Source organism: Thalassospira sp. SN3W (assembly GCF_038070535.1).
GTDB classification, from domain to species: Bacteria; Pseudomonadota; Alphaproteobacteria; order Rhodospirillales; family Thalassospiraceae; genus Thalassospira; species Thalassospira xiamenensis.
On record NZ_CP121124.1, the window covers coordinates 714,845 to 735,000 of the forward strand.

Sequence of the window (20,156 nt, forward strand, 5' to 3'; positions counted from 1 at the left end):
TTGCGATCCCCCCTGCCCGATACTGTCTTGCAAAAGCAGAACCTTTCCGCCTTATCAAGAACCGTAAAAATTCAAATCTTTCAGTGATTTGACGGACATCAACACCTTAAGACCCAAACATGACAATACTTCCGGAACCAATTCGGTCCGGAGTCCGCCGTGTCAATCAAACGCCCGTCATTTACACCCTTTCTGCTGATGAACCCCATCGTTCGAAATGTTCCGGCATTTGCGCTGGAACGTCTGTGCCAGCACGCCATGGAAACCATGTATCGCCGACACAAAACTGTTTTCGAACGGGTCACCGAACGCGAAACATTTACCCTGCTCGTATGCCCGACGGACCTTGATCTCGACCTTTTCCTTGCCCTTGATCCCAAGGCCCCCGTCCTGCGCCCTGCCCATGAGGGGGATGACAATATCATCGCGGCACGGATCATCGGCCCGCTTCCGGCCCTTCTGGAACTGCTCGAAGGAAAATCCGACGGGGACGCACTGTTTTTCTCGCGCGCATTACGAATAGAGGGCCGGACCGACCTTGTCGTTGCCCTTCGCAATGCCCTGGACGGCGAAGAAATAGACCTGCGTTCCGCCGTCATTGAAAGCTTCGGCGCGTTGGGTCCTGCGGCACGTCTGGCACTGCGCGCGGCCGAAGCGGCATATCGCCAGATGCAATCGGACATGGACCGCGTTGCCGACACCCTGATGTCCCCGATTGAAAAACGTCTGGGCGGACTTGACCGGCGTCTTGGCGAACATGCGGAAAACATTTCAGGGATTCAGAAATCAGTAAAACGTCGCACGCCGCGCATCGGTCAGACCGTGCTGGCAGGTGATGGTTTCGCCCTGCCCGATCCTTCATAACCGACAAACACATACAGGGATTTCATGGAATTAGTTTGCCCGGCAGGAACCCCCGCCAGTCTGCGTGCCGCCGTCGAGGCCGGTGCGGATGTTGTATATTGCGGTTTCCGCGATGCGACCAATGCCCGCAACTTTCCGGGGTTGAATTTTTCCCGACCCGAACTGGCCGAGGCCGTTACATTCGCACATAGACATGGCGTGCATGTCTATCTGGCCTGCAACACCTATCCGCAGGCCGGTTCCGAAGATATCTGGCATAAGGCCGTCGATGATGCGGTTGCAATCGGTGTTGATGCCGTCATTCTGGCCGATATCGGTTTGCTGCGCTATGCCCGCGATAAACATCCCGATGCACGCCTGCATCTGTCGGTACAGGCATCCGCCTCGAACGAGGAAGCCATTCGTTTTTACCACCGCGAGTTTGGCGTGCGCCGTGTGGTTCTGCCGCGTGTCCTGTCGCTCGAAGAAATCCGGATGTTAAACCGGCGCATTTCAGTGGAAACCGAAGTTTTCGCCTTTGGCGGCATGTGTGTCATGGCCGAAGGCCGTTGTTCACTATCTTCCTATGCCACGGGGGAAAGCCCCAACATGAATGGCGTTTGTTCACCAGCAGCCCACGTCCATTACGAGGAACGCGGCGACAGCACCGTTTCCCGCCTTGGCAGTTTTACAATCAATGTTTACGGCAACGATGAAAAGGTCGGATATCCGACCCTTTGCAAAGGCCGGTTTCGCGCCATGGACAAGGCCGGTTACCTGTTCGAAGAACCCACCAGCCTTGACGTTACCGCAATCCTGCCCGAACTCGCCGATGCCGGTGTAACCGCCCTTAAAATAGAAGGACGCCAACGCGGCAAGGCTTATATCACGCAGGTGGTCGGCGCGTTCCGCGCGTCCCTTGATCGCATTGCCAATGGGCAAGCCAGTACGCGCAGCAATCTAGCCACCCTAAGCGAAGGTCAGGCAGATACAACAGGTGCCTATCGGAGAAGCTGGCAATGACGAAATCAAGACTGGTCATGGGGCCTATTTTGTTTCACTGGGACGAAAACCGTAAAAAGGATTTCTATGCCCGGATCGCGGATGAAACCGACATTGATACGGTACATGTTGGCGAAGTCGTTTGCGCCAAACGCATGCCGTTTTTCGACAAGCATCTGCCTGACATCATCGAGCGGCTTCAGAATGCCGGAAAGGAAGTCGTCTTCTCGACACTGGCCCTCGTGATGAATGAACGCGAGATCGCCCAGCTTCGTGAAATTGCCGAAATGCCGGACCTTCTGATCGAAGCCAACGACATATCGTCCATCGGCCTGCTTTCCGGTCGTCCACACGTCGTCGGGCCGTATATTAATACGTATAACGAAAGCACCCTGGACTATCTGATTGCCAATGGTGCGCATCGCGCATCGCTTCCCTGGGAATTGCCGATGTCATCGATTGAAGCCCTTTGCAAGGCGCGTAAAACGGCCGAGATCGAAGTCCAGATATTCGGTCGTGTCCCGCTTGCCATATCAGCCCGGTGTTACTCTGCACGCGCACATGGCTTGCACAAGGATGGCTGCCGATATGTCTGCGGCGAGGCCCTTGATGGCATGGATGTCGAAACGCTGGATCATACACCGTTTCTTGCCGTCAATGGTCTGCAAACCCTGTCCAGTCACTATCTGGAATTATCGACCGCCGTTGATGATCTGAAAGATGCTGGTGTTACAGCCTTCCGAATTTCACCGCACACTCTTGATATGGTGCGTGTTGCCAATCTCTACCGTCGTCTGATTGACGGTGAAACCTCGTCTGACGAGGTCAGGCAATCGTTGCTGGAAATGCAAAACGATCTGGCTTTCGCCGATGGCTTTCTGCACAGCCTTCCGGGTACGGATCTCCGGGAAACGCTTGGTTCCCGGGCAGAATAATTTTCCCCACCGCGCAAATATCCATATCCCGAATACAGATATGAAAAGGGCCACAGCCTGATGAACTGTGGCCCTTCGATACATTGTGCAGGGGAGTAAACAGCTCAATGTATTGACGATGGCTGGAGTATAATTGATTTGCTTTGATACTCCTTGACGGTCGTCAATCAGGACTGCCTTTGCGGGTTTCCTGCTTTTGGATCACACATCAATTTCTATTTCCTGCGCCTCGCCCAAAGGCACAAGAAGGATTTTTTGAACAGGCAGATGACGCGCCGCATGCCGTATTTCGGTTTCACGCATCATCGAAAACGCGGTTGAAAACGCATCGGCATCGGTTGCGGTATCTGCAAAGACACTCACCCTTTCCCACAAGGCGGGTGAATGTCCGCTGCGCGGGTCGATCAGATGGGTATAATTCCCGTTCAAACTGAACCTGAATCCCGAACCTGACGACGTTGCCAATGCACCATCATATATCCTGATTCCACTGGACGACTGCGCATCGTTCCCGCCAAATCTTACCGGCCATCCCGTACCGTCTATTCTGGGGCCAATCGCGTATTTTTCGCCAAGGTCAACCAGCACATTCTTCATGCCATGTCGCCGGAAAACCCCCGCGACACGGTCGGTGATATAACCCTGTGCCATACCATTCAGCGTGACCTGCATGCCCTGTTGCGCAAAGGAAACCCGGTTCGGTTCAATCCGGATTGCCTCATATCCGATCAAGGATTTCAGCCTCCCGATCTCTGCCTGAACTGCATCTTCATCAGTGATAGCGATCTGCTGCGACAGTTCTGTTAGCCGCGCCCAAACGGTCTGGATCGTCGGATCGAATGCGCCATCGGTATGTCTGGAAATCATGGCCGCGCGCGACATCAGTTCAACAAATTCCTGTTCGGGGTTTTCGACAAATCCGTCGCGATTCAAGCGCGAAATTGTCGCATCCGGTCGATACAGACTGAACATGTTTTCCAGTCGTTCGATTTCGGAAAGTGCCGACGAAATCATTTCATCAGCCTGATCTTGCGAAAGGCCGTCCAGATAGATTGCAGCCTCTGCACCAAGGGCGGTTCCCTGCCAACGATGCAGCTTATCTGGCGTGGCAAAGGCCTTGGGGGATACCAAGGCAATTGATGCCGCACTGGCAAACAGGGTGATAAAGCGACGACGGTTCAAGTCTGTCATGACGCACCTCCGTCCGAAGGTCCAAGATCAAAAACGTAGTCATCAGGGATGTCTTTGTAGCCGACAATCTGCCCCCCATGCGCGGTTACGAATGACTGGGCTGCGGCAAGGGTCCCGAATGGCACGGCTTCGCCAATTCCCATGCCGCTTGTCATGTCACTGCCGATCACGAAATGTGCGCTATCAATGGCCACCCAATTTGGTGGCGGGGATTGCCAGTCGGCATAACCGGTCATGTCATTTACATAAATGACAGCCACGTCACGGGCTTCACCGGGCATAAGCGTAAACGCAATCGCGTCACGTACCGACGGGAACCATAAAATTTCGCCATTCGATTTACGGTGCAGTTGGGCCTTTGGCCCCGGATGATCGGCAACAATCATGCCGCAGAAAAAGCCAGAAACATCGCGTGTCAGATCCTGCGGATCGGGACGCGCGACAATCTCCTGCTCGCGACATCCAGCAAGCAGGATCGCCCCGAGAACGACAAACGGTAAAATGGCTTTCATAACTGCTTCCTCCGAAACAGCACCACCGCCAGTATCAGCGGAACAACAACCCACATGCCGAGCGAGAGCACGGGTGCGAAACCGTTACCGATACCTTCAAGGTCCGATATCACCAGCCCGGCAGCAACCCGGACATCCTCAAAACCCGAAAGATTGATCATGCGAAATGCATCAGCCGGATTGACAGTCAGAAGCATATCGAAAACCGGTGCGCTTATGCCTTCACCGCCATCGGCAACCAACGCCCCCAAAAGCGCCATGTCATAAACGATCACCAGACAAAGCCACACACCAAACGCCAGGGCCGCCGCGGCGCTCCGTTGACGGGGCATGGCACTGATGGCCAATCCAAGTGCGACAAAAGCCGCCCCCAGCACAACCGAACTCCCTATCAGAACGCCAAAGGCCATCCAGTTGGCGCTTTCAATCCCCCCGTAAACAAGGACAAGTGCCGCTGATCCGAAACCAAGAACAGTTGCCAATCCAAGGCCCAGCGTCTGGCCCAGAAACTTTCCGATAATGATGTCGGATCGCGACAGCGGATAGGTCAGCAACAAAAGCATCGTCCCGCGTTCAACCTCGCCAACCAACGCGTCATAGGACAACAGCAATGCCATCAATGGCAGCAAAAAGACCGAAAGGCTGGCCAGACTGACGATCGCAACAGCCAGTTGATCGACGCCAACGGTGCCCGCCGGCGCACTTCCCAGAAAAGTAAGGCTAAGCGAAAACAGGACCAGCGCCGCGGTCGCGCCCAAAAACCAGCGATTGCGAATTCCGTCGCGAAATTCCTTGATTGCAATGATGACAAGTTCTCTCATAACACCACACTTTCTTTCTGGAAATGCATGTAGAGATCGCCAAGCGACGGCAACCTGATGTCAACGTCGTCAAGCTCCGGCACGGTGGCCGACAGATGCCGCAATACGTCAATCTTGCGTTCAGATGGCAATGTCAGATCAAGACCGTGATCGTTAATCCGCTCGCAGCCGATCCCGTCGGGAATTTTTTCAGCACAGGCGGCCCCCATTCCCGGTCTGGTGATCAGATGGATATGCACCGGCAGATTGGCCCGCCTGCGCAGATCATCGATGGTTCCCGATGCAATCATTTGGCCCTTTCGCATGATCGCAATTTTACGGGTATGGGCTTCAAGTTCCGTAAGCGCATGCGAAGACAGAATGACCGTCACACCACTGTCTTCAAGTTCGCGCACGATGTCATAAAAGGCGTTGCGCAATTCCGGATCAAGGCCGGTCGTGGGCTCGTCGAGCATCAATATCCGCGGATTGCCCAGCAATGCCTGCGCAAGACCAAGACGCTGACGCATCCCTTTGGAATAATGCCCAACCCGCTTATGCGCGGCTTCGGCAAGCCCGACACGTTCAAGGATCCGTGCGCAGTCAGACACGGGATGGCGTTTCAACCGGGCAAAGAAAGCCAGCGTCTCCGCACCGCTCATGCTGTTATAAAACGCGATATTTTCCGGAAGATATCCAAGAAATGCATGCGCGTTTTTTCCGCGATGGCGGGATGTGCTTTCCTCGCCAAGAATGCGGATATTTCCCTTGTCAGGACGCATAAGACCAAGGATCAGCTTGATAAGTGTCGTTTTACCCGCGCCATTATGGCCAAGTAACGCAACACTCTCGCCTGCGCCAATTTCCAATGACAGATCGTTGACAGCGTTTTGCTGATCGAACGTCTTGGTCACTTTTTCAAGCAGAATTGCAGGATCATTCGGCATGATCGCCGTCTCCTTCAAATCGGGCGATAACCGGCGGTGCCATTAGCGGATGACTGTCAATCACGCCCCCCGGATGCAGTGCCGGAAACCGGGACTGCGCCCATTTCAAAATCTGTATTGCAGGTGCATTCAGCAAAAGCTTGGCGGATGGATGGGCCCAGACGACCTGATCAAGCATGTCATTTGGCCGATAGGCCCGATCCCCAAGACCATCACCATCCAGATCGAATGCGGCATTATCGCTCCAGTAATTTCCGCGACCGTTTTCAGACCATTCAAGCCAGCGTGTGCCGACATACTTGACCTGTGTCCGGTTTCCGGAAAACGCATTGCCAACAATGACATTGCGTTCCGATCCGGCGGTAAACTGCACACCGATCCCGCAGCCCTCGAACCGGTTTCCTCGAAAATCGTTCTTGTTGGAGTTATAAATAAAAACGCACTTTTCGCCGCCACGATCCACGACATTTCCGCTAAATTCGGACTTATTGGCATAGTTCAGCAGAATGCCGTGGTCACGATCCCCGCGTGACAGGTTGTTCGTTACCTTCAAACCATCCGAAAACATCAACGCATAGCCGACCGTATTGTCAAAGGAACGGTTGTCCCGGATTTCGCTGTCATGCGTATACATGTAATGAACCGCAAAACGGACATTGCGAAATTCGTTACCGATGAACCGGTTCTGTTTGCTGGTCGTCACAAAAATACCGTCTCGGCCCTGCGATATTGCGTTGCCGATCACAACCGATCCCGGTGTATTCCAAAGCTGCACCCCATTACCACGTTCGTTTACGCGCAGGTCCTGCCGGCCGACGATGATATTGTTCCGCACGGTCGCGTTTTCCGGACCGGAAAGATAAATGCCTATCAGATTGTCACTGATCACACTGTCTTCAATGACGGCACCGTCGCCATTGGGGGTTACAAAAATCCCGCTATCCTGTGTTGATAAATCCAGTCCCGATCCCGTCACGGTAATACCGCGAAGCATTACATCCGGCCCGTCGATGGTAATCACATTGCCGGTTCCATTCCCGACAATCCGAACGTCATTACCGCCTTCAAGCCTGATCGGACGATGCAGAATGATCGGCCCGGAATAATCTCCCGGGCCGAGCAGAATCCGGTCACCGTCCTGTGCCGTGTCGACAATCTCCTGCAATCCCTTATCTGACGGGCCTGCCTCGATTTCCGACGCATGCAGCGACGAGAATGTTGCCCCCCAAACCGCCAGCGCAGATAAGGCGGTTCGAATGGCAGTCTTTGGACGGATGACCGGAAACATCGTGCTTATCCTTACGCCGGTTTAACCAGCATACGACCGCGCATTTCCATATGCAGCGCATGGCAGAACCACTGGCAGTAATACCAGTGCACACCGGGTCGATCGGCCTTGAAGGTCACCGATGCCGTTGCCTGCGGTGCGACTTCCATTGCCACACCATAGTTCCCGATTGTGAACCCGTGCGTCAGGTCGTCGACATCATCGATATTGGTGATGAATACGGTAACCTCGTCGCCCTGATTGACCTCGAACTTGTCCATGCTGAACATCGGCGCGTTGGAATACATATAGACACGCACCTTGTTGCCATCCCGAATGACGATTGAATCGCCTTCAAGATCGACACCGTCCTTTTTCGCCCAGTCGCGGGCTTCGGCAAACATCGGATCATTGCGATCCCAAAGATTGACCGGATTGACCACCGAACTATGGACGATGATGCAATCATGCGGTTCGGCAAATGTCGGACCGTCATGAACGACCTTTGGTGCATCACCGGTAATGTCAATCAGCTGATCGTTTTCCGGCTTCAGCGGACCGACATTAAGGAACCGGTCTTTCGAGAACTTGTTAAGGGAAATAAGCCATTTGCCGTCCGCATCCTTGGTTTCACCCATGGAAGTATGGTTATGGCCCGGTTGATAATGGACATCGACCTTGGCAAGGATCGGATTGACGTCTTCACCGTTGAACTTGCGAACCGCAGCATCGATGTTCCATTTGCACATCTGACTATCAAGGAACAGGGTGGTATAGGCGTTCCCCTGACCATCAAATGCGGTATGTAACGGACCCAATCCAACCTCGGGCTCGGCCACCACAACACCGCGCGGGTCGATCCTGTTTTCGAAGCAATCTTCAAACTTGCGTACATCCAGCACGGTAACCGTCGGGGACAGCTTGCCATTAATGACAATGTGCTTGCCATCCGGTGCCGTGTTGCAACCATGCGGGCTGTTCGATACCGGCACATAACGGGTCAGCGGCGATCCTTTGCGGCCGTCAACGACCTTAACACCGTTGATTTCCTTGTAATTGCCATTCTTGATCGCCTGTTCGATGCGCTCGATCGAAAAAATGACCGCCCAGTCCTGCTCGCTTGCCGTCATTTCGGCAAGCGACACACCGTTTTCCGAATTGTAGCAGGTCGAAACTGCATATTTTCCCTGATAATCGGCATCACAGTTATCAAGATTACCATCGACCATCACCTGCCAGGCAACTTCCATCGTGTCGCCATCGATTGCCGTGAAAATTGCATGATACTGCGACGGATCGTCCAGAATGCTACCGTCATTGGGAACCGGAACCCGATGTTCACCATTGGCAAAAACATAGCCGGTGCGCGGGAATTTCTGCGGGCGCAGACCATGGATATCCGACGCGTTCGGAATTTCGATGATCTTGTCGCATTTCATGACGTCACAACGAATGCGGGCCACACGCGTGTTCGCCTTGTCATTCACAAACAGGTATCGCCCGTCATAGGTCCCATCCGTGAAGGACATATGCGGGTGGTGCAAATCCCCGTTCAGCCAGATTTCACCCTTGTCGGCCAGATACTTTTTGGTTTCCAGCAACAGACCTTCGGTCAGGATTTTGCGGCTTTCATTCGTTTGGCCCCAACCTGTTGCGCTGCATCGGTTGAAAACCGGAATGCGCATCAGCTCGCGCATGGAGGGAACCCCCATAATGCGGACTTCGCCAGCCTGCCCACTGCTCCAGAAGCCGTAATATTCGTCAAGATCACCTGGCAAAACCTCAACCGATCCGGCAGCCGCTTTTGCAGCCGTTGGTGCGAGGATTGAACCCGCGGCAATGCCCGCAGCACCGGTTGCACCGGCAATCCCTGCCAATCCTGCCATCTTTGCTGTTCCGCCGAGCAAGCCGCGTCGGCTGATTTTATAGTTCTCTGTTTCATTCGACATAATGGAACTCCTGATATGTCACAGCTGGTTAGACGCACCGTTGTTTCCGTCCGAAGACTTCGGATTGGAACAACTTGCGCCGCATCCACCGGAGCCACAGCTCGCGGACGATGGTTTCGAATGAGAAGTCGTTTCGGTTTTCGTTTGAGGTCTGGAAGTTTTTGAACCGGATTGCAGTGCCATGCGACGTTCAAACCGGGCCAGTTTCTGGATCATGACCGGGCAATTCTGGTCGTCGTAATACAGTTCCTGGCAATGAAGGCAGTACAGGCATTCATTCGGGTCAATGTGCCCGTCAGGATGAATGGCCTGAACCATGCATTCGTTTGCGCACCGGTGGCAGGGCGAACCACAATCACGATACCGTTTCAGCCAGTCATTGACCCGGATCCGGCCAGGTATCGCCAAAGCCGCCCCCAGCGGGCAAAGATAACGACAGTAAAACCGCTCGATGAAAAGCCCCGCGACCAACAGCAGAACCGCAAACAGGACGAACGGCCAATCGCGCATGAAGGACAGAATGATCGCCGTCTTGAAGGGTTCGATCTCGGCCAGATGCTCGGCCTGATCGAACGCATGGAACGAGATGCCAAACAGGACCAGAAAGGCGATATATTTGATCGGCCAAAGGCGCTGATGCAGGCCAAAGGGAACCGCGATTTGCGGAATGCGAAGCTGTTTGGCCAGCTTGTTCAAAAGTTCCTGAAGTGCGCCAAACGGGCAAAGCCACCCGCAATATGCACCGCGTCCCCAGAATATCAGTGACGCCGCAACCGCAAACCACAGCATAAAGATCAGCGGATCCATCAAGAAATAGGACCAGTCAAAACCCGACCCAAAGGAATTGGCAACCGTCAGGACATTGACGACCGAAAGCTGTGCATTGGCATAATATCCAATCCAGACCACGGTAAAGATCAGGAATCCAGTCCGGATCCGCTGCGTCAGTTTGCGACGGCGGACAAACCAGTCCTGGAAGAAGAACAAGCCGGTCAGAAGCAGGATTGCGCAAGACAGGATGACAATATCGACAATCCGGTTCGTCCATATCCGCTTCCAAAGCGCGTCCCGGTTTTGGGTATCGGTACCGGATTTCTGTGCACCAACCTCGTTGGCTTTTTCCGAAACATTATCCGGTGCCGCCGTCGCAACATCGATCTTGCGCAGATATTTGACCGGTGGCGCATAATCGACGCCAAATGTCGTAAAGGCCTTTTCCAAAGCGCCTAGCTGGCGCTGGACCAGAAGCTGCAAATGCCACGGCACAGTTGGATCAAACGGCACTTCTTCGGGGATAACAAAAAGGGCAACTTCCCTGAAACGCGGCGCACCCTCGGCCGCAATTTCCCCGAGGCGCTTGTGATGTTTGTCACGGAAACGGACACTGTTATCGCCCTGTATAACCTGAATACGGTCAAACACCCCACCGCGAACATAACCCGATCCCTTGAAGGAATATTCACCGTTCGCCGCAACAAGCAACGCCTGCTGGCCGGGCTTCAGAACCTTCTGAAGATTGGCATATTCCGCATCCCCCAGCAGATTATGTCCGATCATCGGAATGGAAACGAGAGCGGTATATAGATCAATGAACGGGCCGTCGGCAGCGATCCTGGCTTGATCGTTGCCACTACCTTTACCTTGCCCTCTGTCGTCAGTTCCCTCGAAGGCCTGCGCAACATCGCCATGCGATAGCGACAGACGCCTAACCGACCCGTCGCCAAGCAATTCATCCCAGCTTGCCTGCCCGTCTTGCGACATATCGACGGCGAATTTGTCGCCCTTGCCGCCCGGCTGCGCCAACCCGCCCAGACCAAGTGTTCGGGCCACCTTGATTGCCGAGCGCCGAATTGAATCGTCAATCACCATGATGGTGACGGTGGCACCACTCACGATATCGTCAGGCAACGCATCCAGCTCTTCGCTGCGGGCATATTCGGCTATGTTAAAACCGGTATAGCCCGCGATGTAGTCCGTGATTTTGCTTTCAGGAATGCCAACCAGCACGATCGGTTCTTTGTGGGCAACCAGTCGTGCACCGGTAATAACACCCTGCATCGAGATGCCGACCAGAATGTCGATTGGTTTGCCGGAATAACCAACCGAATTGGCCCAGTCGCTATTGAGGAAAATGTAACCAAGCTGGTTACTACCGCTATAGACGGGAACAAGATGATCTGTTGTTTGCTCCTCGCCGATATGATCGGCTCCGGGCATGATGCTTCCGGCATCAAGCGACACGACATAATCGTCAAGCGTACCGGCAAAACTGCTCGTGAACGCAAGTCCCCAACCGATCACTGCCAGCAGAAGCAGGCGCAAACCCGATAACGAAAATGATCCGGATACAACAACCACGGCACGTCCCCACCAAACTGATGCTCCATAATCTGAACACCAGTGAGCGGGACCTTATCGGATCCGGAAACGCCTTCACTTGACTCACGTCATGTCAAAATTGCGAAATCGCAATTGCCTGATAGCTTGTCGTTATTATCTACGCAAAAACGTCATTTTTGATGACGCTCTCTAAAATTGATCTCTTCGAAACTTCAATACCAAACGACATACGGGACGAGAACGCTCAAAATGGGCGCCACTTACAAGTCCCGTTAAGCTCATATCATAAAGCTATATAGTCCCGAATTGTGAGCCCGCGACAAAAGGAAACTCTCGCACATTTTCACCTCCGGAATACTTCGGTATTAACAAAACCGGTATCCAACCCCCGGCTCGTTTTCGATATAGGTCGGGTTAAGCGGATCATCGCCAAGTTTCTGGCGCAGATGACCAATATAGATACGCAGATAATGTGTTTCACTTTCCTGCGCAGGTCCCCAGATTTCGCGCAAAATCTGTTGATGGGTCACGATACGCCCTGCGTTACGTGCCAGAAGGGTCAGTAAGGCAAACTCCTTTTTGGTCAGTTTCAGTTCATTATCGGCCTTAAAAACCCTGTGCGCTGCCAGATCAATCTTCAGCTCGCCCGAAACAATCTCGCTACTGTTCAGGTCTTCGGATTTGCGGCTGCGTAAGATAACCCGCACCCGTGCGATCAATTCGGCAATTCCGAACGGCTTTGTCACGTAATCGTTTGCGCCATGGTCCAAGGCAGTCACTTTTTCTTCCTCATTGGCACGCACGGACAGTACGATAATCGGGACCTCACTCCATTCCCGGATTTTCGCCAAAACCTCCTGCCCATCCAGATCGGGCAGTCCAAGATCAAGAATGACAAGATGCGGGGTTTCAAGGGCACATTTCTCGATGCCGGATTTGCCGTTTTCGGCCTCGATCACCTCATATCCTTGCGCGCCAAGGCTGATCCGCAGGAATTTGCGAATTTGCGGTTCGTCATCAATGATCAGCACTTTGGCCTGATCGCGCATGTCAGCTTCCTTCCGCACTGCCATTCGGCAAATCCTCGTCATCTTCTGCAACCGTCGGCATCGCGGTCATCGGCAGGGTTATGGCAATGGTTGTGCCCACACCCTGCGGCCCGTCGAGTGCAACGATACGTCCGCCATGCGCCTCGATAAAACCACGGCAGATCGACAATCCAAGCCCCGTACCCGCCACCTGGCTATCGCCTGCGCGAACACGATAGAAAACATCGAAAACAGCCTGCCGGGCTTCGGCCGGAATACCGCGACCATTATCCGATATCTCGACCACCATCCGTGTTTTATCTGCCTTGGCACTTACTGTAATCCGACCATTGTCGGCGGTATGCTTTACAGCATTATCAAGAATATTGAACAGAACCTGTTCGATCAGAACCGGATCAAGCTGGATCGGTGACAGATCGGGCGATACCTGCACATCAAAGGATCGCGACCCGGCATATTTGCGGACATGCTTGACCGCACGACCAATGATCTCGGCCAGATCGGACCATTCCTTTTTCGGCTGCAAGGCACCATAGCCAAGGCGTGTCATATCCAGAAGGTTCTGGACGAACCGGTTCAGACGTTCGCTTTCCTCAAGGATGGTCTGGGTAAGCTGCCCGCGATCTTCCTCTCCCATGCTGTCGCCATAGCTTGATAATGTCGTCGCCGACCCGATGATCGATACCAGTGGGGTGCGCAAATCATGTGATACCGAAGACAAAAGTGCCGCGCGGAGCTGCTCGGTCTCGCTCAGCAATCGTGCTTCTTCGATATCGGTCGCAAGACGGGTACGCTCAACAGCAACCGCAACCTGATCGACAAGCGCCTCAAGCAGGCGACGCTGGGAAGGCCCCAATGTGCGCGCATCTTCCCTGAAGCGGACACCAAGAACACCAAGCGGTCCCTGCGGAGTATTCACCGGCATGAATAGCCATTCGGCTGTCGGCAGGGTTTCCGATCGCCATCCGGCCGGCTTGGAATGCTCCCACGCCCATTCGGCGGCCCCCCAATCCTTTAGCCCCAGCTGGTCTTCTGGTGGGTAGGCTGCGGTAATTTCCAACGATCCGTCCGTACCCGGCTGCAGGACCATCGACTGGCAATCAAGCGTCGCGGCCACATGATGCACCGCCGCCCACAAAACATCGTCAAGCGATGCCGCCGCCGCAATCTTGCGACTGAAATCATAAAGATTGGCGGTGCGCTTGCCACTGGTTTTCATGGCATCGACCTGAAGGCGCAGACGTCCTGCCAGATTGCCAACAATGACCGAAACAATCAGGAAAAATACGATGGTAATCAGCTGTTCATGATGGAACACCGACAGGGTGTAATAGGGAACAGTGAAGAAGAAATTGTAGGAAATGAAAGACAGAAGACTGACGGCAATCGACGGCCACATGCCGCAACGGATTGCAGTTAACAGTACCGCCAGAAGATAAATTAGCGACAGATTGCCAAGCGGCACATAGCGGTCGGCAAAAAGTGCGGCAACGGTTGCCACAGTAACGCTGCCAAAGACCCATGAAAGGCTGCGTGATCGCCAGCTTCCGGGCTCGAACGGATTGTCCGAGATCAGCGAACGTTTTTTCTCATCCGCGTCCGCGGCAATGACCGTAACATCAAAGCCCTCAGCATTCTCAAGCAGCTTGCGCGCCACATTTTCACGCAACAATCCGGTCCAGCGTCTTCGCCTTGGCCGTCCGATCAGAAGACGCGTGACATTGCGTTTGGACGCCAATGCGGAAATCTCGCGTGCCAAATGGGATTCCGCCTGAAGCGTGACAATTTCCGCCCCCAACTGTTCCGCCAGACGCAGTGCTTCGGCAATGTCATCTTTTTCGGCATTCGCCATCCGGTCGTCGCGTGGTGTTTCGACATGCAAGGCGATCCACGGAACACGCTGGCGTTCTGCCATCCGCTTGGCCGTGCGCACCAGCTTTTTGGCCACCGGACTTTCATTCAGGCACACCATCAGGCGGTCCTGCGTCGGCCATGGGCCGCTGACCGCATGGGTACGCATATATTCCAGCATCTGCGCATCAATGCGTTCGGCTGCAATACGCATCGCCAGTTCGCGAAGTGCGGTCAGATTTCCCTTGCTGAAGAAATGCCGGAGCGCGCGCCCCACCTGATCGATGACATAAACCTTGCCATCGCGCAGTCTTTGCAAAAGATCATCAGGCGGCAGATCGATCAGTTCAATTTCATTGGCTTTTTCAAGGAAACTGTCGGGCAGGGTTTCGCGTACGCGAACACGTGAAATCCGGGCGACAATATCGTTCAGGCTTTCAAGATGCTGGATGTTCAGCGTCGTATAGACATCAATCCCGGCATCAAGCAGTTCATCAATATCCTGATAGCGTTTTTCGTGACGACTGCCCGGCACATTGGTGTGTGCCAGTTCATCAACAAGGGCGATTTCCGGCTTGCGCCAGATGATCGCGTCAATGTCCATTTCCCCAAAAACACGGCCCCGATGCAAAAGCCTCTTGCGCGGCAATGCTTCAAGACCGCGCAAGAGGTTTTCGGTTTCCACGCGCCCGTGGGTTTCGACGATCCCGACAATGACATCCCGCCCTTCCTTCCGCCGTTCCTGCGCGGCCTGAAGCATGGCATAGGTCTTTCCGACGCCCGGATAGGCGCCCAGAAAGATCTTGAGCTTGCCCCTCTCATCCCTGCGGGTCTGTTCCAGCAGGGCTTCGGGGGATGGGCGTTCCTCTTCGTCGGTCATATTGCGTCGATCCAAGCCTTTCGTATTTATCTCGTCATATCAGAACCATCGGCGGATCGCAGGGATAAATCGCCGACAGGCTGACAGCACTCTGTTACGGAGCCAGACAGCACGCATCTCCTCCGCCTGACGCATGATTGCTCTTTGCTGGACACTGGACTGCCATCGGACAATCCAGTGCCCAATTTCATCCTGTTGTTTCATTACCTCAGGACGATATTTCGTCCAGAGCCAGATTCAACATCAGAACATTGACCCGTGGTTCACCGAGCAGGCCAAAGGTTCTGTCCTGAATATGGGCAGCCACAAGTTCCTCCAGATCGTTGAGTGGGATGTCTCTGGCTTTTGCCACCCTCTCCATCTGGAAGCGGGCACTTGCGGGCGAGATATCCGGATCAAGTCCACTGCCCGATGCCGTCAGAAAATCTATTGGCACCGGGCGATTGCCGTTTTCCGCCGACAGATCCAAGGCACGGGCCTTGATCCCGCTTACCAGTTCCTTGCTGGTCGCCCCAAGATTGGAACCACCGGAATTGTCCCCCTCATAACCGTCACCGGCATAGGAAGGGCGCGGATGGAAGTATCGATCACTTTCAAACTTCTGGCCGATCAGACGCGAACCAACCACGACGCCATCCTTTTCAATCAGGCTGCCATTGGCTTCTTCGGCGAACAAACCCTGACCAATCCCGGTCATTGCCAGCGGATAGGCAATCCCGGTTATCACCGTCATTACAGCAGCCATACCAATGGCCGGACGTAACAAGTTCAACATGACAAATTCTCCGTTAAACCAGACCAACGGCATTAATCAGAAGGTCGATGACCTTGATGCCGACAAAGGGAACGATCAGGCCACCAAGGCCATAGATCAGAAGGTTTCGACGCAACAGCGCCGCTGCACTTCCCGGTGTGAACCGCACACCACGCAGGGCCAGCGGGATCAGGGCGATAATGATCAGGGCATTAAAGATCACCGCCGAAAGTATCGCACTTTGCGGGCTGGCAAGCCCCATGATGTTCAGCGCACCGAGCTGCGGATAGGCCGCAATGAACAGTGCGGGCAGGATTGCGAAATATTTGGCAACATCATTGGCTATCGAAAATGTCGTCAACGCGCCCCTGCTGATCAGCAACTGTTTGCCGACCTGGACGATCTCGATCAGCTTGGTCGGATCGCTATCAAGATCTACAAGGTTGCCCGCCTCGCGTGCGGCCTGGGTGCCATCATTCATCGCAACCCCGACATCGGCCTGTGCCAGGGCCGGCGCATCGTTCGATCCGTCACCGCACATCGCCACCAGGCGCCCGCCTTCCTGTTCCTGACGGATCAGTTCCAGTTTCTTTTCGGGCGTTGCCTCGGCCAGAAAGTCATCCACCCCGGCCTCGGCGGCAATCGCGGCCGCCGTCAACGGGTTGTCCCCCGTAATCATGACCGTCCGAATGCCCATGGCACGCAGTTCGGCAAAACGTTCGCGAATGCCCGGCTTGATGATGTCCTTCAGATGAATGACACCCATGATCTTGTGGTTTTTTGCCACCACAAGCGGTGTACCACCCGATTTGGCAATGCCATCAACGATCCGGCCAAGTTCGGCAACCTGCGGACCTGCGTCGGCATAAGCCCGCATCGCGTCCCCGGCACCTTTACGATATTCATCCGCACCGATATCCGCACCGGACATACGGGTTTCGGCACTAAAGGCAATCGCCTTGGACAGTTTCGATTTATCACCCCGGAAAACAAACAATTTGCCTGCCAGCTCGACAATCGATTTACCCTCCGGCGTGTCATCGGCAAGCGATGCGATTGCCGCAGCTTCCGCCACTTCGCGATCTGTGACACCTTTGAGGGGCACAAATTCGTCTGCCATGCGGTTGCCAAAGGTAATGGTTCCGGTTTTATCAAGCAGCAGCGTATCGACATCACCCGATGCCTCAACCGCACGCCCGGACTTGGCGATGACATTGGCCTTGACCAGACGGTCCATACCGGCAATCCCGATGGCCGACAGCAACCCGCCAATTGTCGTCGGAATCAAGGTCACCAGCAACGCAATCAGAAATGCCATCGGGATCGAGGTGCCCGAGAACAGCGCAAACGGTTCAAGCGTGACCACAACGATCAGGAAGATGATCGACATGCCGACCAGCAGGATATTAAGCGCGATCTCGTTTGGTGTTTTCTGACGCTGCGCGCCTTCGACCATCGCGATCATGCGATCAAGGAAGCTTTCGCCCGGTTTGGCGGTAACACGGACTTTAAGCCAGTCTGACACAATCCGCGTTCCGCCGGTTACCGCCGACCGGTCCCCGCCACTTTCGCGGATAACCGGGGCAGATTCGCCGGTGATCGCAGATTCATCGACCGAAGCAATCCCTTCGACGATCTCGCCATCGACCGGGATGACATCGCCCGCCTCGACCAGTACAAAGTCACCGGGCGAAAGACGGCTGCTTGCGACCATTTCAACGGCGGTCTTTTCCCCGTTGCGAAGCTTTTTTGCCTGGGTTTCCTTGTTGGTTGACCGCAAGCTATCGGCACGTGCCTTGCCACGACCTTCGGCGACCGCCTCGGCAAAATTGGCAAACAGGACGGTAAACCAAAGCCAGACGGTAATTTGGATCAGGGCCGACAGGTCCGGACCGCCCGTCATACCAGTATGAATACTTATGACAGTTGCCATCACCGCACCGGCTTCGACCATGAACATCACCGGATTGCGGATCATGATCCGCGGATCAAGCTTGCGAAACGCCTCAATACTGGCAGTCCGGACAAGCGCCCCGTCCAGCAGACGGGAATTTTCTGTTTTCTTCATTTTCTGTACTCCTCCGGTCAGTAGGCAATTCCGGCCAACATTGCGAAATGCTCCGCAATCGGGCCAAGTGCCAATGCCGGGAAGAAAGTGAGACCACCGACAATCAGAATGACGGCAATCAGAAGGGTAACGAAAAGCGGACCATGGGTCGGGAATGTGCCACCCGAAACCGGAACGACATTCTTTGTCCCGAGCGACCCGGCAATCGCCAGGATCGGAATGATGAAGCCATAACGCCCCAGCAACATTGCAATGCCCTGCAAGGTAGTATGGAACGGCATTCCTGCTCCGAACCCGGCAAAGGCAGAGCCGTTATTGCCCGTCGCCGAGCTATAGGCATAAAGGATTTCCGAAAGCCCGTGCGGACCGGCATCCTGTACTGCCGTCATAGCGACCGGAACGGTGGCCGACAGGGCCCCGAATACCAGAATGCCGATCGGCATGGTCAGAATGGCCAGAACGGCCAGCTTGATCTCGCGGGCTTCGATCTTCTTGCCCAGATATTCCGGCGTCCGCCCGACCATAAGTCCGGCAATGAAGACCGTCAGAACAACAAACAGCAGCATACCGTAGAAACCGGCACCAACACCGCCATAGACGATTTCCCCAAGCTGCATGTTCAGCATTGTTACCATGCCGCCAAGTGGTGTCAGACTGTCATGCATGGCATTGACCGATCCGTTCGACGCGGCCGTCGTTGCTGTCGCCCACAGGGTGGAATTCAGGATACCAAAACGGGTTTCCTTACCTTCCATATTGCCCGGATTGGCAACAATCGTGCTGGAATTTGTCAGCAACGCATTGCCTGAACTCTCCGCACTATAGGTCGCGGTAAATCCACCGACAAATAGCACGGCCATCACGGCAAAAATCGCAATGCCCTGACGCTTGTCATTAACCATTTTGCCGAACAGGAAGCAAAAAGCCGCCGGGATCAGCAACAGATATACCATCTGAAGCAGATTGCTCAGTGCTGTGGGGTTTTCATAAGGGTGCGAAGAGTTGACGTTAAAGAAGCCGCCACCATTGGTGCCGAGCTGCTTGATCGCGATCTGCGATGCCGCCGGTCCCTGCGCCAGAACCTGCTTTGTGCCCTCAAGCGTGGTTGCATCGACATAGGAATTCAGGTTCTGCGGAACGCCCTGCGACATCAGGAAAATTGCTGCGATAATCGAAAGTGGCAGCAGAATGTAAAGAACCCCGCGCGTCATATCGACGTGGAAATTGCCAAGATCCCGGACCTTGCGCCCGGCAAATCCGCGGATCACCGCAACGGCAACCGCCATACCCGTCGAAGCACTGACAAAGTTCTGCATGGTCAGGCCGACCATCTGGCTGAAATAGGACAGTGAAGTTTCACCGCCATAGGCCTGCCAGTTGGTATTGGTGACAAAACTGACCGCCGTATTGAACGCCAGATCGGACGACATCGGCGCCAGCCCGGCCGGATTCCACGGCAAAAGATGCTGCAAACGCAGAATGGCAAACAGCAAAACCCATCCGGCCGCGTTAAAGGCCAGAAGGGTCACGGCATAGCGTGACCAGTGTTGCGACGCCTGCGCATCAATGCCGCAGATGCGATAAATGACTTTCTCAACCGGCTCGAAAACAGGGGACAGCAAAACCCGCTGCCCGCTGTAAACCCGGTACATATACCCGCCCAGCAACGGGGCGCACGCCAGCAGGATCGCGCAATAAAGCGCGAACTGGCCGAGATCGGTTGTCATCGGGAACTCCGTCCTAGAATTTTTCGGCCCGGATCAGGGCG

General features: G+C 54.5%; 15 protein-coding genes. 3 read left to right on the forward strand and 12 right to left on the reverse strand.

From position 1 onward, the window contains the following. Window positions 1-159: 159 nt before the first annotated feature. From P8T57_RS03115 to P8T57_RS03125, 3 genes are read left to right on the forward strand one after another with little or no spacing between them, the layout of a single operon-like run. Window positions 160-864 carry an SCP2 sterol-binding domain-containing protein gene (locus P8T57_RS03115; protein ID WP_341364543.1) on the forward strand — a complete coding sequence of 235 codons (705 nt, stop codon included), beginning with the start codon at window positions 160-162 and terminating at the stop codon, window positions 862-864. Window positions 865-888: 24 nt separating this feature from the next. Beyond that, window positions 889-1,866: a peptidase U32 family protein gene (locus P8T57_RS03120; protein ID WP_341364544.1), complete on the forward strand. Its 978-nt coding sequence runs from the start codon at window positions 889-891 to the stop codon at window positions 1,864-1,866. Continuing rightward, window positions 1,863-2,780: a U32 family peptidase gene (locus P8T57_RS03125; protein WP_341364545.1), complete on the forward strand. Its 918-nt coding sequence runs from the start codon at window positions 1,863-1,865 to the stop codon at window positions 2,778-2,780. The genes P8T57_RS03120 and P8T57_RS03125 overlap by 4 nt, the downstream gene beginning before the upstream one ends. 201 nt (window positions 2,781-2,981) lie before the next feature. On the opposite strand, the gene P8T57_RS03130 is transcribed toward P8T57_RS03125, so the two are convergent. The 12 genes from P8T57_RS03130 to kdpA all read right to left on the reverse strand — a co-directional run bounded on the left by P8T57_RS03130 (window position 2,982) and on the right by kdpA (window position 20,115). Next, entirely contained in the window at window positions 2,982-3,971 is a 990-nt protein-coding gene (locus P8T57_RS03130; protein ID WP_341364546.1) for an FAD:protein FMN transferase, read from the reverse strand. Beyond that, window positions 3,968-4,483 (reverse strand): nitrous oxide reductase accessory protein NosL, encoded by a 516-nt coding sequence (locus tag P8T57_RS03135; RefSeq protein WP_341364547.1) that lies wholly within the window; start codon window positions 4,481-4,483, stop codon window positions 3,968-3,970. The genes P8T57_RS03130 and P8T57_RS03135 overlap by 4 nt, the downstream gene beginning before the upstream one ends. Further along, window positions 4,480-5,304, reverse strand: a complete 825-nt coding sequence (locus P8T57_RS03140) for an ABC transporter permease subunit (protein ID WP_037987414.1) — start codon at window positions 5,302-5,304, stop codon at window positions 4,480-4,482. The genes P8T57_RS03135 and P8T57_RS03140 overlap by 4 nt, the downstream gene beginning before the upstream one ends. Further along, window positions 5,301-6,230 (reverse strand): ABC transporter ATP-binding protein, encoded by a 930-nt coding sequence (locus P8T57_RS03145; RefSeq protein ID WP_341364548.1) that lies wholly within the window; start codon window positions 6,228-6,230, stop codon window positions 5,301-5,303. Before P8T57_RS03145 ends, P8T57_RS03140 begins: the two co-directional genes overlap by 4 nt. Then, window positions 6,220-7,518: a nitrous oxide reductase family maturation protein NosD gene (locus tag P8T57_RS03150; RefSeq protein WP_341364549.1), complete on the reverse strand. Its 1,299-nt coding sequence runs from the start codon at window positions 7,516-7,518 to the stop codon at window positions 6,220-6,222. The genes P8T57_RS03145 and P8T57_RS03150 overlap by 11 nt, the downstream gene beginning before the upstream one ends. Before the next feature lie 11 nt (window positions 7,519-7,529). Next, a complete protein-coding gene (gene nosZ, locus P8T57_RS03155) occupies window positions 7,530-9,446 on the reverse strand; it encodes a TAT-dependent nitrous-oxide reductase (RefSeq protein WP_341364550.1) in 1,917 nt (638 codons plus the stop codon). Window positions 9,447-9,464: 18 nt separating this feature from the next. Then, window positions 9,465-11,804 carry a 4Fe-4S binding protein gene (locus P8T57_RS03160; protein ID WP_341364551.1) on the reverse strand — a complete coding sequence of 780 codons (2,340 nt, stop codon included), beginning with the start codon at window positions 11,802-11,804 and terminating at the stop codon, window positions 9,465-9,467. A 347-nt stretch (window positions 11,805-12,151) separates the two neighbouring features. Beyond that, entirely contained in the window at window positions 12,152-12,859 is a 708-nt protein-coding gene (locus P8T57_RS03165; protein WP_341364552.1) for a response regulator transcription factor, read from the reverse strand. Continuing rightward, on the reverse strand, window positions 12,837-15,566 hold the full coding sequence (locus P8T57_RS03170) for a sensor histidine kinase KdpD (protein WP_341364553.1): 2,730 nt from the start codon (window positions 15,564-15,566) through the stop codon (window positions 12,837-12,839). Before P8T57_RS03170 ends, P8T57_RS03165 begins: the two co-directional genes overlap by 23 nt. A 208-nt stretch (window positions 15,567-15,774) precedes the next feature. After that, complete coding sequence (gene kdpC, locus P8T57_RS03175; RefSeq protein WP_341364554.1) at window positions 15,775-16,341, reverse strand: potassium-transporting ATPase subunit KdpC; 567 nt, start codon at window positions 16,339-16,341, stop codon at window positions 15,775-15,777. A 13-nt stretch (window positions 16,342-16,354) separates the two neighbouring features. Then, window positions 16,355-18,388 carry a potassium-transporting ATPase subunit KdpB gene (gene kdpB / locus P8T57_RS03180; protein WP_341364555.1) on the reverse strand — a complete coding sequence of 678 codons (2,034 nt, stop codon included), beginning with the start codon at window positions 18,386-18,388 and terminating at the stop codon, window positions 16,355-16,357. Window positions 18,389-18,405: 17 nt separating this feature from the next. Next, entirely contained in the window at window positions 18,406-20,115 is a 1,710-nt protein-coding gene (kdpA, locus tag P8T57_RS03185) for a potassium-transporting ATPase subunit KdpA (protein ID WP_341364556.1), read from the reverse strand. Between the last annotated feature and the right edge of the window lie 41 nt (window positions 20,116-20,156).

Excerpts from the sequence above, each read along its gene's own strand:
- P8T57_RS03120 (WP_341364544.1), top strand. The coding sequence starts at position 889 with ATGGAATTAGTTTGCCCGGCAGGAACCCCCGCCAGTCTGCGTGCCGCC.
- P8T57_RS03125 (WP_341364545.1), top strand. The coding sequence starts at position 1,863 with ATGACGAAATCAAGACTGGTCATGGGGCCTATTTTGTTTCACTGGGAC.
- P8T57_RS03130 (WP_341364546.1), bottom strand. The coding sequence starts at position 3,971 with ATGACAGACTTGAACCGTCGTCGCTTTATCACCCTGTTTGCCAGTGCG.
- P8T57_RS03135 (WP_341364547.1), bottom strand. The coding sequence starts at position 4,483 with ATGAAAGCCATTTTACCGTTTGTCGTTCTCGGGGCGATCCTGCTTGCT.
- P8T57_RS03140 (WP_037987414.1), bottom strand. The coding sequence starts at position 5,304 with ATGAGAGAACTTGTCATCATTGCAATCAAGGAATTTCGCGACGGAATT.
- P8T57_RS03145 (WP_341364548.1), bottom strand. The coding sequence starts at position 6,230 with ATGCCGAATGATCCTGCAATTCTGCTTGAAAAAGTGACCAAGACGTTC.
- P8T57_RS03150 (WP_341364549.1), bottom strand. The coding sequence starts at position 7,518 with ATGTTTCCGGTCATCCGTCCAAAGACTGCCATTCGAACCGCCTTATCT.
- nosZ (WP_341364550.1), bottom strand. The coding sequence starts at position 9,446 with ATGTCGAATGAAACAGAGAACTATAAAATCAGCCGACGCGGCTTGCTC.
- P8T57_RS03165 (WP_341364552.1), bottom strand. The coding sequence starts at position 12,859 with ATGGCAGTGCGGAAGGAAGCTGACATGCGCGATCAGGCCAAAGTGCTG.
- P8T57_RS03170 (WP_341364553.1), bottom strand. The coding sequence starts at position 15,566 with ATGACCGACGAAGAGGAACGCCCATCCCCCGAAGCCCTGCTGGAACAG.
- kdpC (WP_341364554.1), bottom strand. The coding sequence starts at position 16,341 with ATGTTGAACTTGTTACGTCCGGCCATTGGTATGGCTGCTGTAATGACG.
- kdpB (WP_341364555.1), bottom strand. The coding sequence starts at position 18,388 with ATGAAGAAAACAGAAAATTCCCGTCTGCTGGACGGGGCGCTTGTCCGG.
- kdpA (WP_341364556.1), bottom strand. The coding sequence starts at position 20,115 with ATGACAACCGATCTCGGCCAGTTCGCGCTTTATTGCGCGATCCTGCTG.